Source organism: Victivallaceae bacterium (assembly GCA_036659455.1).
Lineage (GTDB): Bacteria > Chlamydiota > Chlamydiia > Chlamydiales > Chlamydiaceae > JAVXCN01.
In genome coordinates, this window is the sequence record JAVXCN010000001.1 from 533,285 (window position 1) to 545,811 (window position 12,527).

The 12,527-nt window shown below is 39.0% G+C and carries 16 protein-coding genes and 3 tRNA genes; 13 read left to right on the plus strand and 6 right to left on the minus strand.

What is annotated here, in order from left to right; translation table 11 throughout:
- Positions 1-2: 2 nt before the first annotated feature.
- The 3 genes from RSA43_02440 to prfB are packed head-to-tail and all read right to left on the minus strand — an operon-like array spanning position 3 to position 2,318.
- Positions 3-719, minus strand: coding sequence for a YebC/PmpR family DNA-binding transcriptional regulator (locus RSA43_02440; GenBank protein ID MEG2496146.1), 717 nt, complete (start codon positions 717-719; stop codon positions 3-5).
- 43 nt (positions 720-762) lie between these two features.
- Positions 763-1,275 carry an N-acetyltransferase gene (locus RSA43_02445; protein MEG2496147.1) on the minus strand — a complete coding sequence of 171 codons (513 nt, stop codon included), beginning with the start codon at positions 1,273-1,275 and terminating at the stop codon, positions 763-765.
- Complete coding sequence (prfB, locus tag RSA43_02450) at positions 1,272-2,318, minus strand: peptide chain release factor 2 (GenBank protein ID MEG2496148.1); 1,047 nt, start codon at positions 2,316-2,318, stop codon at positions 1,272-1,274. The genes RSA43_02445 and prfB overlap by 4 nt, the downstream gene beginning before the upstream one ends.
- Positions 2,319-2,648: 330 nt before the next feature.
- Here prfB and RSA43_02455 point away from each other — a divergent pair, with 330 nt between their 5' ends.
- The 4 genes from RSA43_02455 to truA all read left to right on the plus strand — a co-directional run bounded on the left by RSA43_02455 (position 2,649) and on the right by truA (position 5,344).
- Positions 2,649-2,912, plus strand: a complete 264-nt coding sequence (locus RSA43_02455; GenBank protein MEG2496149.1) for an SWIB/MDM2 domain-containing protein — start codon at positions 2,649-2,651, stop codon at positions 2,910-2,912.
- Positions 2,913-2,974: 62 nt separating this feature from the next.
- Positions 2,975-3,934, plus strand: coding sequence for a UDP-2,3-diacylglucosamine diphosphatase LpxG (gene lpxG, locus RSA43_02460; protein ID MEG2496150.1), 960 nt, complete (start codon positions 2,975-2,977; stop codon positions 3,932-3,934).
- 1 nt (position 3,935) lies between these two features.
- Positions 3,936-4,601, plus strand: a complete 666-nt coding sequence (gene ispD, locus RSA43_02465) for a 2-C-methyl-D-erythritol 4-phosphate cytidylyltransferase (GenBank protein MEG2496151.1) — start codon at positions 3,936-3,938, stop codon at positions 4,599-4,601.
- Positions 4,598-5,344, plus strand: coding sequence for a tRNA pseudouridine(38-40) synthase TruA (truA, locus tag RSA43_02470; protein ID MEG2496152.1), 747 nt, complete (start codon positions 4,598-4,600; stop codon positions 5,342-5,344). The genes ispD and truA overlap by 4 nt, the downstream gene beginning before the upstream one ends.
- A gap of 4 nt (positions 5,345-5,348) precedes the next feature.
- On the opposite strand, the gene RSA43_02475 is transcribed toward truA, so the two are convergent.
- The gene (locus RSA43_02475; protein ID MEG2496153.1) at positions 5,349-6,068 is read right to left on the minus strand and encodes an HAD family phosphatase; all 720 of its coding nucleotides are present in this window, start codon (positions 6,066-6,068) and stop codon (positions 5,349-5,351) included.
- A gap of 34 nt (positions 6,069-6,102) precedes the next feature.
- On the opposite strand from RSA43_02475, the gene RSA43_02480 reads away from it, so the two are divergent.
- The 9 genes from RSA43_02480 to recO all read left to right on the plus strand — a co-directional run bounded on the left by RSA43_02480 (position 6,103) and on the right by recO (position 11,738).
- Positions 6,103-6,831 (plus strand): hypothetical protein, encoded by a 729-nt coding sequence (locus tag RSA43_02480; protein ID MEG2496154.1) that lies wholly within the window; start codon positions 6,103-6,105, stop codon positions 6,829-6,831.
- Positions 6,832-6,861: 30 nt separating this feature from the next.
- Positions 6,862-6,944 (plus strand) — tRNA-Leu (locus tag RSA43_02485).
- Between the two features lie 115 nt (positions 6,945-7,059).
- A complete protein-coding gene (locus tag RSA43_02490) occupies positions 7,060-7,392 on the plus strand; it encodes a hypothetical protein (protein MEG2496155.1) in 333 nt (110 codons plus the stop codon).
- The gene (locus RSA43_02495) at positions 7,364-8,479 is read left to right on the plus strand and encodes a histidine kinase dimerization/phospho-acceptor domain-containing protein (GenBank protein MEG2496156.1); all 1,116 of its coding nucleotides are present in this window, start codon (positions 7,364-7,366) and stop codon (positions 8,477-8,479) included. Before RSA43_02490 ends, RSA43_02495 begins: the two co-directional genes overlap by 29 nt.
- A 1-nt stretch (position 8,480) precedes the next feature.
- On the plus strand, positions 8,481-9,635 hold the full coding sequence (locus RSA43_02500) for a sigma-54 dependent transcriptional regulator (GenBank protein MEG2496157.1): 1,155 nt from the start codon (positions 8,481-8,483) through the stop codon (positions 9,633-9,635).
- Between the two features lie 101 nt (positions 9,636-9,736).
- A tRNA-Arg gene (locus RSA43_02505) sits at positions 9,737-9,810 on the plus strand.
- 90 nt (positions 9,811-9,900) lie between these two features.
- The gene (locus tag RSA43_02510) at positions 9,901-10,584 is read left to right on the plus strand and encodes a sigma 54 modulation/S30EA ribosomal C-terminal domain-containing protein (GenBank protein ID MEG2496158.1); all 684 of its coding nucleotides are present in this window, start codon (positions 9,901-9,903) and stop codon (positions 10,582-10,584) included.
- A 13-nt stretch (positions 10,585-10,597) separates the two neighbouring features.
- Entirely contained in the window at positions 10,598-11,074 is a 477-nt protein-coding gene (locus tag RSA43_02515; GenBank protein MEG2496159.1) for a type I restriction enzyme HsdR N-terminal domain-containing protein, read from the plus strand.
- Positions 11,058-11,738, plus strand: a complete 681-nt coding sequence (gene recO / locus RSA43_02520) for a DNA repair protein RecO (protein ID MEG2496160.1) — start codon at positions 11,058-11,060, stop codon at positions 11,736-11,738. The genes RSA43_02515 and recO overlap by 17 nt, the downstream gene beginning before the upstream one ends.
- 7 nt (positions 11,739-11,745) lie before the next feature.
- Here the strand turns inward: recO and RSA43_02525 are convergent, their stop codons facing one another.
- Together RSA43_02525 and RSA43_02530 are read right to left on the minus strand one after the other, a co-directional pair.
- Positions 11,746-12,360, minus strand: a complete 615-nt coding sequence (locus tag RSA43_02525; protein ID MEG2496161.1) for a hypothetical protein — start codon at positions 12,358-12,360, stop codon at positions 11,746-11,748.
- Between the two features lie 75 nt (positions 12,361-12,435).
- Positions 12,436-12,517, minus strand: a tRNA-Leu gene (locus RSA43_02530).
- Positions 12,518-12,527: the final 10 nt, after the last annotated feature.

A 12,527-nucleotide genomic window follows, 5' to 3' on the forward strand; every position in this document is an offset into this window, starting at 1 on the left:
ATTCATGCCATGTTATGGTATACGACATCGATATCGTCTATGTCCTCCAGCCATTCAATAAGCGCTATGTTTGCTTTACCTTCTTCTTCGTTGCAATCAACCTGTCTTAAAGGAAGATATGTCAACTCTTCTTCAACGATTTTGACATTTTCAGCTTCAAGTTTTTCCTTAACCTCAAATAATAAATGAGGTTCCGTAATAACCATAAATCTTCCGTCCTCATCCTGTATCAGATCTTCGGCTCCGGCTTCTATGATTTCCTTAAGTAAAGCGTCTTCTTCAATAGATCCTGAATCAACGTAACAAACACCCTTTCTTGCAAAAGTATAAAGAACGCTTCCGGGTTCCACTAAGGTTCCGCCTCGTTTATTAACGGCTATTCTGATATCGGAAGCCGTTCTGTTTTTATTGTCGGTTAACGCCTCAACTATGATTCCTACCCCCCCATAACCGTAAAGCTCATAAACGACTGCTTCGAAAGCCTTTTGATCAACGGAGCCTGCTTTTTTGATATTACGTTCAATATTATCGTTAGGAATGTTGTGGGCCTTAGCTTTTTGAACAACCATTCTCAATCTGGGATTGGACTTAACATCAGAGCCTCCGTTTTTAACGGCACTTATCATCTCTTTGATAATACGAGAAAAGATTTTGGATTTTTTATTATCCGCTCTTTCCTTTCGATGCTTAATATTTGCCCATTTACTATGACCGGCCATTGATAATTACCTAAATACAATTCTTTCTTTTGAAAAAGACCTCTTACAAATATCTTTCCATGGTTATTTTTGCTAAATAATGTCCGTCTTCTTTGTAATAATGATTCTGTCGTCCCACTTCCATAAAACCGAATCTTCGATACAGATTAATAGCTTTATTTTCTTCATACACCTCAAGATAAAGCAACTCCAATCTGAAATGATTTTTAGCTAAATGACAAAGATTGTTAAGTAAATAAGTCCCAATCCCCTGTCCTCGAAATTTCCCTCCGACGATGATGGATACGAGAGCATGGTGCGCAACTTTTATGTAAGGCATCAATACCAAAGTAGCTATACCGCAAACCTCTCCGTTAAGGGTTGTCGTCAAACTGCTTTTATAACGAGAAAATCCGATCCAAAATCTCACGGAATCATCTATCTCGGCTTCCGTTTTAAAAGGAAAACCGCGACTTACGCCCGGCTCCATGCTCCACTGTTTAATATATACTCCGTCATCAAGAGTGGAGTATCTAATTTCCAATCCTTCGATAGGCGGTTTAATGGCTTCTTTCATTCTTTTTCTCCGAATTTCTTGAGGTAAGCAATCACGAAATCGTCTAAAAATTCTCCGTCCATCATTCCTTTGACATCTCCGATCTCAAAACCGGTTCTGGCATCCTTAACCAAAGTATACGGTTGAAACACATAATTACGTATCTGTGATCCCCAAGCGATTTCTCTTTTCTCACCTCTTTCCGTATCGAGTTGTTCTTTTCTTTCACGCACTTCTTTTTCATAAAGACGTGCTTTCAAAATTTTCATACAACTCTCTCTATTCTGTATCTGACTACGTTCGTTTTGACAAGTCACCACGATTCCCGTAGGTAAATGGGTAATTCTCACCGCCGAATCCGTAACGTTTACGTGCTGGCCGCCTGCTCCGGACGATCGATAAGTATCGATTCGCAGATCTCCGGGTTTTACGTCAATGACAATGTCATCATCCAACTCGGGAAAAACATCCACGGAAGCAAAACTCGTGTGTCTACGCGCATTACTGTCGAAAGGCGATATTCTGACCAAACGATGCACGCCTTTTTCGGCACGACAATAACCGTAAACAAACTCCCCGGAAACTTTGACCAAAACATTCTTGATCCCAGCGACATCCCCATCCAACTTATCAAGTATCTCCATCGTCCAATCGTGCTTTAAAAACCAACGGGAATACATCCTAAACAGCATTTCTGTCCAATCGCAAGATTCCGTTCCGCCGGCTCCCGCATTAATGGCAAAAAAACAATTTCTATCATCTCCGGGAGACGATAAAATCCTCTTGGATTCGAGACCCTCCAATAATTGCGAACATTTCGAAAGTTCTTGCCATAGATCTTCAAGAATATCGCTATCGGAAACCGCTTCTTCCAAAAAAAATCTCACATCGCTGATTCGTTCTCTCAATTCGGAATAAGGAATTACCCATTCCTTAAGACGATTTGCTCGAGAGATGATCCGTTTAGCCGATTCCTGATCGTTCCAGAAGGAAGGATCGGCTATTTCTTTTTCTTTTTCAATAAGTTCAGTCTCTTTTACCGATAAGTCAAAGACACCCCGCAATTCGCTCGAAATCGGAAACTATTTCTGTGAATTTCGCCTTCAGATCATTCAAATTATGCATTTTCTATCCGACACCTAAAATATTACCTTAAATTAGGCTCTCGATTTTAAAGAGTTTGAGACTTTATATACAAAAATAAAAAACCTTTCGATACTTCCCTTTCGCAAAATATGTTATTTACATTCAAAAACAAAAAATTGACACATTCAAGCAATTTGTTTTGACGAGAAACCAAATGCAGGATAAAAAAGTTGCCGTAAGACATGTTCTTTGCCCGCTCTTCTTAAAAAGACGGGAGCAACCGAAACAAGATAAGGAGACAACACCACATGAACTCAAAAAACAAAAACAGTGCTTTCATGCAACCGGTAGCGATTAGCTCTGACCTAGCAGCAATCGTCGGCGAAGGACCTATGCCAAGGACTGAAATCGTGAAAAACGTATGGGTTTACATCAAAAAACATAAGTGTCAAGATCCTCAAAACAAAAGAAACATCGTGCCCGATGAGAAGTTAGCCAAGGTGTTCGGTTCAAAAGAACCGATCGATATGTTCCAAATGACAAAGATTTTATCGAGTCATATTAAAAAATAACTTACCGTTTGGGTTGGGGAGCGAGATTGCTTTTATTCACTCGCTCTTTTATAATCCGACACATGCCGTCACTAATTAAGTTCTTGCCGTTATTTCCTTTGCTTTTTGGAATTTGGTCTTTTTATGTAGAGCCGAATATCATTTCTCTTACTCGCCTTCGATGGTATTTGGGTGAAAAAAGTCGGCATCTTTCCGGTTTGAAATTGGTTCATATTTCAGATTTGCATCTGAATTCAACGCAATCGGAAAAATTTCTTGAAAAAATCATACGAAAAATCAATGAGCTTTCTCCCGATATCTTGCTTTTTTCCGGAGATTTTCTATGTCATGCCACCCTTCACAATGAAGATCGTTTAAAAAAATTTTTAAATAAATTCTCTCCTAAGATGGGGGCATTCTGCGTACTCGGTAATCATGACTACGCACAATACGTTTCCGGAAATGAGAAGGGAATGATCGATATCATAAAACCTGGTGTTTTCCGAACATTTAAAAGAATACTGGCATCGATTCTTAACGTTTTCAAAGCCAATCAATCGCGTAAAGGAACGACCGAAGACGCTAAGAAAGTCGGCTTAAACGAAAAATTATGTAACTTACTGAAAGAAACTCCTTTTCGAATTTTGAATAATGAGACGGTGACGCTTCCTATCGGTCTTAATATTGTCGGTTTAGGTGAATTATTTCTTTCTCAATGTCGACCGGACATTGCCTATCGAAACTATAAGCCCGATTTTCCGGGAATCGTTCTGGTTCACAATCCCGATGCCATACCCGATTTGTCCGTTTATCCCGGAGAGTGGATTTTTTCCGGGCACACGCACGGTCAACAAATTTATATTCCTTGGCCGAAGTTCGGGAAACGGCTCTCTGAAAAACTGACCGGACTTGAAAATCCGGAATTTTGTCGAGGATATATTCGGGTTGGAAATAAACAGGTATACGTAACTAGAGGGTTAGGTAGTACTAATCGCATTCGATTCAATTCAACCCCTGAAATCTGTTTGATAGAGTGTCATTGATATGAAGAACGACATCAGTCTTATTTTTCTCGCGGGCGGAATCGGATCGCGATTCGGAACCTCCACACCCAAACAATTTCTTCCCTTAAACGGGATTCCGGTAGCTTTTCATTCATTAAAAACTTTTCTTTTAAGAGATGATCTTTCTGAAATCATCGTTGTCTGTTCGGGAAAATATCGATCTATTTTCAAGGATTTCCCCGTTCGGTTTGCCTCTCCCGGTAATCAACGTATCGATTCCGTTGCTTCGGGATTGAAAAAACTTTCAACTGCAAGTAAATACGTTTGTATCCATGATGCAGTTCGACCCTTTATCAATAACAATGATATATCCGAACTCTTCGTTAAAGGTCGCCAAACCGGAGCCGCCGCTCTTGCGGAACCTATAATTAATACCGTTAAAGAAATCGATCCCGATCAATCCCTGATAGTGAAAACCGTCAATCGCGATTTACTGGTTAAAACTCATACTCCTCAATTTCTGGAAGCATCCGTTTTAAAAAAAGGTCTTCTAAAAGCCCAAAAGCAAAATCTGATTTTAACCGATGACGTCTCTTGTGCCGAACTTTTGGGAACTCCTTGTACATATGTCTTCACTAAAGACCTTAACATTAAAATCACGAGTCCTAAAGATCTGGCAATAGCCCAAGCTCTCATTCAACTATGACATGTAAATATAAATTAATTATCGAGTACATAGGAACTTACTACTCAGGATGGCAAAAACAGCCGAACAAACCTACGATTCAAGAGGAAACGGAAAAAGCTCTATCCAAAATTTTTCGTTCGAAAATAATCGTCATCGGATCGGGGCGAACGGACGCAGGGGTACACGCGGTAGGGCAAACAGCCCATATTACTCTTCCCAAGCCGAAAAAAGAGCTATCTCATCTACAACTACGAAATTCCTTAAACGCTTTACTACCCAAAGACATCACCATTCGGGCACTTGATCCGATAACGGATGATTTTCACGCACGATTTTCCGCAAAGGGAAAAATTTATCGTTATTACATCACTAAAAGAAAAAAACCGAGTCCCTTTCTTGAACCTTTTCGACATGCAATTTCTTATCCTTTAGATCTTAAGGCTATGCAAAATGCGGCTTCCTTCTTAATCGGGGAACATGATTTTGCTTCTTTTTCAAATAGTGGGCGTACTTATAAAACCACCGTTAGAAATATCAACAAACTCGAAATTCAAGAACAAGACGAAGACGTTATTTTCGAATTTTCCGGCAACGGATTCTTATACAAAATGGTCCGCAATATTACCGGCACTCTAATTGAAATCGGCAAACATAAAATGAAACCGAAACAGATACGAGACATCATGAATACCGGCAACCGCATCCACGCCGCCGAAACGGCTCCCGCAAAAGGCTTATTCTTACATCAAGTGCTTTATTAAATTTTCATTCCAAAACAAGTTCTTTCAAAGAAGCAATGTGAATGGCATTCACCGGTAATTCGATATCATCGACGGCATTAACGAATACCGCTACGGCAGTAATTTTGGAAAGAGCACTTAATCCTTTAACGGAATCTTCAAATCCGATCACACGCATCCCCTTGCAATAAAAACGATCGTACGCATACATATAAGCATCGGGCGCCGGTTTCGGTCGCGAATAAAGTTCTCGAGTTACCCAATCCATTTCACTCAAACAAGGATATCTTTGCATTAATTTTCGTGCGATGGGACGGGAAGCATTAGTAACGACAACCGCTTTCTTGTCCAACCGTTTAAGACAAGCCAACACTTCAGGAACTCCAGGCATCAAATCAATACAATCTTTTGCAACCAAATCGATATACGTATGATGTTTCTTTAGATATAAATCATCCCAAAATTCATTAACTTCAGGAACTCGAGAAACCAAGTAAGCTTTTAAGGCTTCCAGATCTTTGCCTACAAGCCGACGGTGTTCAAGATAATCCAAATCATAAGGCAATCCGAAAAAAGCGAAGGCACTTAAAAAAGCTTCATAATGAACCTTTTCGGAATCTATCAAAAGACCGTCACAATCAAAAAAAAAGAGATCGTAATGAGATAAAACAATCGACACAAATTCCCTACCCGTTACTCTTATAACCGAATGAAATCCCAGTGGAATCGCCCGGAATGATAGCATTAAGCATCTTTTTCATAAAGAGACGGCTTATAAAATGAAAGTGTTCATACTGATAGCGTGTCTTTGCTGTATGACGGCTTGCCATCCGCAACACGGCAAAAAAAAATATATATCTCATTATTCAATTATCGGTCAAAAAACCGGACGATTTTTTTTTCTACCTGAATCCCAAAAACGTTCTCCTCCGAATTATCCCCATCGGGAGTATATGGAAAAAGTCATTCCTTCCGTAACCAAACAATCTTTTAGATGTAAAGGGAAAGGCGACTTTGCAAACAATACCTTCGATTGTAAGGGAATATTCGAACACGGCTTACCGCTCAGAGATAATAAAGAGTTCGTTTACCCCTGTTTGATTGATCTACTGAATTATATCATCAAAAAATCCGGAGTAAAAGTCACTATTACTGAAGGTCACAGTTGTCCTAATCATAAAAAACATCTTAACCCCGAATCCCCGGACTTAACTTCCAAACATCTGATCGGAGCGGCGGTCACGTTTAAAACGATAGATCTTTCTACAGAAAAGCTTTTCCGAATCATTAAACGTTATTATGCCGTACATCCTGCTTATCGCACGTGTCCCGAATATACGAATTTCAATCAAGAAGACCTTCAACTATTCAATAAAGAAGTCTTCGTCTGCACATGCATCGATAAAGAAAAATCTTTATGCACTACCATGGAAGTTCTATACGATAGGGATAAATTGTGTCCCATCGAAATTAACTCCGAAAATATTCAAAACTATTTGCGTTATTAATACTAAAAGATCTACCCTTTTTTCTCCTTTGCCGGTGTGGCGAAATGGTAGACGCGATAGACTCAAAATCTATTCTTAGTAATAAGGTGTTGGTTCGAGTCCGATCACCGGCAAGGTTTTTTGATTTTCCTTCGGTCGAAATTTCCCAATCTTTTCCTTTTTCATATTGCCATAAAACTTGCAGTAGTTATTTTTAGAGAAAGAATCCCTTCTTTCGGATAGATCCTTATGCAAGAAAACAAATTGTTGCAGCTTTTAAAAAAGAAAAAAGGTTTGTTTGAATCTTTCCTTGATCTTACGGAAACCGAAAGTCTTTTATCCGTCAGCGAATGGGAAAGCGTACTTAAACAAAAAAAAGTCCTTTTATCCTGCATTGAAGATATCGATGAGCGATTGCAATCGTTTAAAGAAGGCTTTACCGAAATTTCACAGGAAGTCACAAACGAAATCGATGATATTAAGCAAATCGTCTCTAGAATCCTAGAACTTGATTCCTTAAATTATCTTGAAAGGAAAAGAGAATTACGGTCCTATGAACAAAGAATTGCTCAATCTCAATGATAATGTTTCTAAACTTTTTCATAATGCAGTTGAAATCGAACGTCTACAACAAAATCTTAAGGAAAAAGTCGATCTCCTTAAGAACCGTCTTCAAATCTCTCATCGAGAAACGGAAAATGTCATTTCTCTTATTCCGGACGGTATTTTGTTAATCAATCATGCCGAGCGTATTTTCGTTTGCAATGCCGCTGCCAGAGCAATTTTGGATCTTCCTACTGGGATAGAAACCAAAGATTATCATTTTTCTCATTTTTTTAAAGATGATCTATTCGGTTTTTCCGTCAGTCAAATGCTTAAAAATCCGGAAAAACCCAAAACTTTTTGTCTTACTTTTTCCAATCATTACGAAACAAAAGACGTTGAAGTTTTTGTACGTTCATACGAAAACGGATTGTTCATTTTAATTCGAGATCGGTCTTCCTATAAACAACTGGAACAATCTCTGGAAAAATACAAGAGCATAGCAGAATTGGGTCAAATGGTAGCGACTTTAGCTCATGAAATCAGAAATCCTTTAACCGGTATCGAAGGATTCGCAGGAATTTTAGAAGAAGAATTGCTGAATCCCAGGCATAAAAAAATGATTCGCTCGGTAATCGAGGGTACACGATCTCTCAATTATCTAGTCTCATCCATGTTGCAATATACCCACATTCCCTCATTAACTCTTTATCCTACGAATATCTGTGATTTCATAACAAAACTTCTTCCTCTTTTTGAAGCTCCTTTTTCTTCCGGGCGACTGTTTTTTAACATCGAAAATCCTACCGTCGTAAGATCGATCGATAAAGATCGTTTTCAATCCGTTCTATGGAATTTGATAAAAAATGCTTTCGAAGCTTCATTACCGAATAAAACTATCGTCATCACTCTTACGAATGACGGTGACATTATCATTACCAATGAAGGAGACCCCATTCCTCAAGATAAGATCAATCAATTGTTCGTTCCTTTTTTCACTACTAAACCTGATGGGAACGGATTGGGTTTGGCAGAATCTTTGAAAGTGATACGAATGCACGGTGGTAACATTGTCGTCAAATCAATGACCGAACAAACTTCATTTATCATTAAACTTCCCGGATAACATGAAAATCAAGTCCATTTTGGTTGTAGATGATGAACCCCTTATTCGAGATTTTTTGGAAACCTTACTGAAAAAATACGGGTACGCAGTACAAACGGTATCTCAATATAAAGACGTCAAAAAACTTATTTCCAAAAAAAAATTCGATTTGGTCATCACGGATATGAATCTCGAAGACGGGTCCGGTTTGGACGTGATCAGAGCAGTCCGAGCAAGGTCTTCTCACATTTCAATACTCGTTATTACGGCTTTTGCCACGATAGAAAATGCGGTAGCTGCTGTAAAGCACGGAGCTTTTAATTACATAACAAAGCCTTTCTCTCCTGAAACTCTGTTGACTTTCATTAAAAAAGCGGAAGAACATGCTTCATTTCATCAAAACGACGATATCAATACGGAAATCGGCAGCAATGACTATCCGTTTGTTTCCGAAAGTCCTAAAATGCAAAGTGTTTTAATTACGGCTAAACAAGCCGCTTTGAGCAATGCCAATATTTTCATTCACGGAGAATCCGGGTCCGGGAAAGAGGTGATCTCGAAATTCATTCACGAAGCTTCTCCGCGATCCATGCATCCTTATATCAAAATCAATTGTGCAGCTATCCCGGAAACTTTGTTGGAATCGGAATTTTTCGGACATGAAAAAGGAGCTTTTACCGGAGCTTTAAATAAAAAACCGGGAAGATTCGAACTGGCTGATAAAGGAACTCTTCTTCTTGACGAAATTACTGAAGTGCCGGTCCCTTTACAAGCCAAATTATTAAGAGCTATACAAGAAAAAGAATTCGAACATTTAGGAGGCACGAAAACAATATCCGTAGATATTCGTATTCTGGCCACTTCGAATAGGAATTTGCAGCAAGCTCTTCAAGAGAAAATATTCAGAGAAGATCTCTACTATAGATTAAATGTTATCTCGCTCTCCATCCCTCCTTTAAGAGAACGTAAAGAAGATATTCTTCCTCTGGCCGAACATTTTTTAAAAGACTTTCGTCAATCCCATGAAAAGTCCTTAAAACGATTATCCCGGAGTGCCGTAGAAAAACTATGCAAATATTCTTGGCCGGGGAATATACGCGAACTGTCCAATGTCATAGAACGATCCGTAATTCTCAGTTCTACGGACATAATATCGGCAGAAGATTTGCTTATCTGATATAAGTCGTGTTCATTCCAAAATACTGTTGTTATTAATTATAAATCGGCATTACCATGTACCTCTCGGTTTTTTTGGTTTCCGAGAAAATTTCTACCTAAGCACCGATAGCTCAATTGGATAGAGTATCCGGCTTCGGACCGGATGGTTGGAGGTTCGAGCCCTCTTCGGTGCGAATTAAAAATATTTTTGTATATAATTCCGATTCTTTTTAAAATCTTTGATAACGAATGGCTCGTTTTTTTATTTGTAAAAAGGGATGTTTATGAAAAAATCGGCTCGAAAATGCGAATCTTTGTCTAAAAAATCGAAAATTTTTCCTAAGGATATCGGAAGTGAGCCCCCTAATACTCAACTGGATATTGTGGGTCGACGGTTTCCTGTATCGAAACCTTTGAAACGCCTTATTGAAGAAAAAAGCAAAAAACTTTTTCTCTTAAGGATTCGTCATATCCACGTCGCAATCTCTCAACAAAAGAATCTTGTTTCAGTTAAGATAGTCGCATCCGAGGGACAGGAGTCCTTTAAAGCCACAAGTTCTCATGAAAACGTGTATACGGCCGTCATCGAAGCTTTCCATAAAGTTCACGATTCCGTAGACCGACACTGCAAACAAAAACACAAGGAACACAAACAAAGACCGTCTTTCGAATATGAAAACGCAATCGACGATTACGATATTCCGGAACTCCCTATTACGGAAACCGATAACGGATTCGTTTATCTTAAAACCATCGGTCGACTTTGCCCTCATCATAAGATTGTTTCTCGACAAAAAATGAAAGTAAAGACCTTTACTCAAGAAGAAGCTATAATGCAGATGGAAGTCGGATCGGACCCGACCATGTTATTTTTCGGTGAAGACGACAGAAAAATTAAAATCATATATCGAATCGGCGACGGAAATTACGGAATTATTGAATCCGAAGGATATTTCTCTCTGAGTTGATTCGGAGAACGGCATGTCACAATCGAAACGATATCGAATTGTCGATCCCATTCGTGAAAAGGCAACAACCTTAACACCGGAAGAAGGCATTCGGCAAACTCTCATAAAATTCATGATCCGGGATCTTGAATATCCGGCTCATTTATTTGCAGTAGAAAAAACATTGCATTCCTTAAATGTTTCATCGAAAGGCGTGCCTCCCGATATGGCCAAAAAGCGCATTGATCTTCTTGTTTTTTCTCCGGAAGGAGACTTTCTTCGTCCCTTGATCTTAGGCGAATGTAAAGCGCACAAACTCAATAAAAAAGCTCTTCTTCAGATTATTTCTTATAATACATATATAAAAGCTCCTGTTATTATTCTCTGTAACGGAACCGATATATTAATGGGTGTTTTAAACCCCCAAAAACGTACTTTCGTTTTTCGAAGCGGTCTTCCGACCTTTCATAATTTACTTAAAATCAGAGATAGTTATGCTGTTCTTCGTTAAAGGTATCGTTCTTAAAAGCATTCCTTGTGCCGAAGTCGACTGCGTTATTACACTCATAACCGCTAGAGAATTAGTCAATGTATTCGTGAAAGGCGGCTTGAATTATCAATCCCCTCACCGAGGAAACTTAGATTCCTTAACCTTCGGTTCCTATACTTTTCAAAGACATAAAAATAATATGGGACAACTATTAGAAAGTAATTTTTTCAACAGTCATTTATTTTTAAGAAACGATTTTGAAAAACTTTCGGCAGCAGATAAAATGCGACAGGCCATTCTCGACACCCAATGGCCGGGAAAGCCCATACCGGGCATTTATTCTCTTCTTCATAATTGCCTTCACAAACTGGAAACTTTTCCGGATCCGAATTTTCTGTTGGCATTTTTTCGATTAAAGATTATGCAGCACGATGGAATTTTAGATTGCTCCGACGCATGTTCAATTTGCGGTCAACCGATAGACGATTCGGTTTTTAGACACAAAGGACAAATACTTTGTTCGGAACACAAACATGCTCTTTCCGTAGTCTTTAGCAAACACGAAGAAATTTTTCTTAAAACCTTAGTTACGTGCAAAAGCTTCGAAAAACTGAGCGAGTTGTGTAAATGCGGATTTACCCTATTTGAAAAAATTTCTTTTTTATTCAATACCGTTCTTGAATAACCCTCCGTCATTTCTGAGCCAAGAAAATCGATCCTTTACCGCACGTCACGATATCAACGGTCAGTCTTACCGAAGCATCCGGATACTTATCATTAACGAACATTTTTTTATTCCAAGAACCGCTAACCTTTCGAAACCCCATGGCCGATGAAACCTTTCCTTTCAAACCGGTAGTCGTGCGGACAATCACCCCTATATCCGCAGGAAAGATCAATCGAATATCTTCATTTTCATTTTTTACGGTAATTGAAGCCGATTTAGACCACTGTCCGGACAGATCCAGTAATAAATGACAGGAAGAACACAAAAAAGAAGCGTTTTCCAAAACAGGAAGATCTCCGCAGGCATTAACTGCCAAAGTACCAAAACTTCCTCTATAAAACACCGTTTTAAGCACCGGATAAGACCCGGATAAATTCAATTCGACTCTTTTTTTTCTTGTAGCATCAATATTAATATTTTCCAGATGAGGATATATGCCGGAAAAATCCATCTCCTCCGTATAGAATTCGCTCTTACCTGAAAAACTTTGAATACTCGTATCATGAGGCGTTGTTGCAAATGCTGTAGAGAACCAAAATGAAAATAAGACGATTGAAAAGACGAAATCACGCATGGCCATATGATTCTACCGTAAAACGACATGCAACTCTTCTAGATCAATCCAAAAAAAAAGACCACTGAGAAAATAATAAAATGCGAGAGGGGGGACTCGAACCCCCAAGGATCTCTCCACTACCACCTCAAGATAGCGCGTATACCGATTCCGCCACTCCCGCATTAACACTA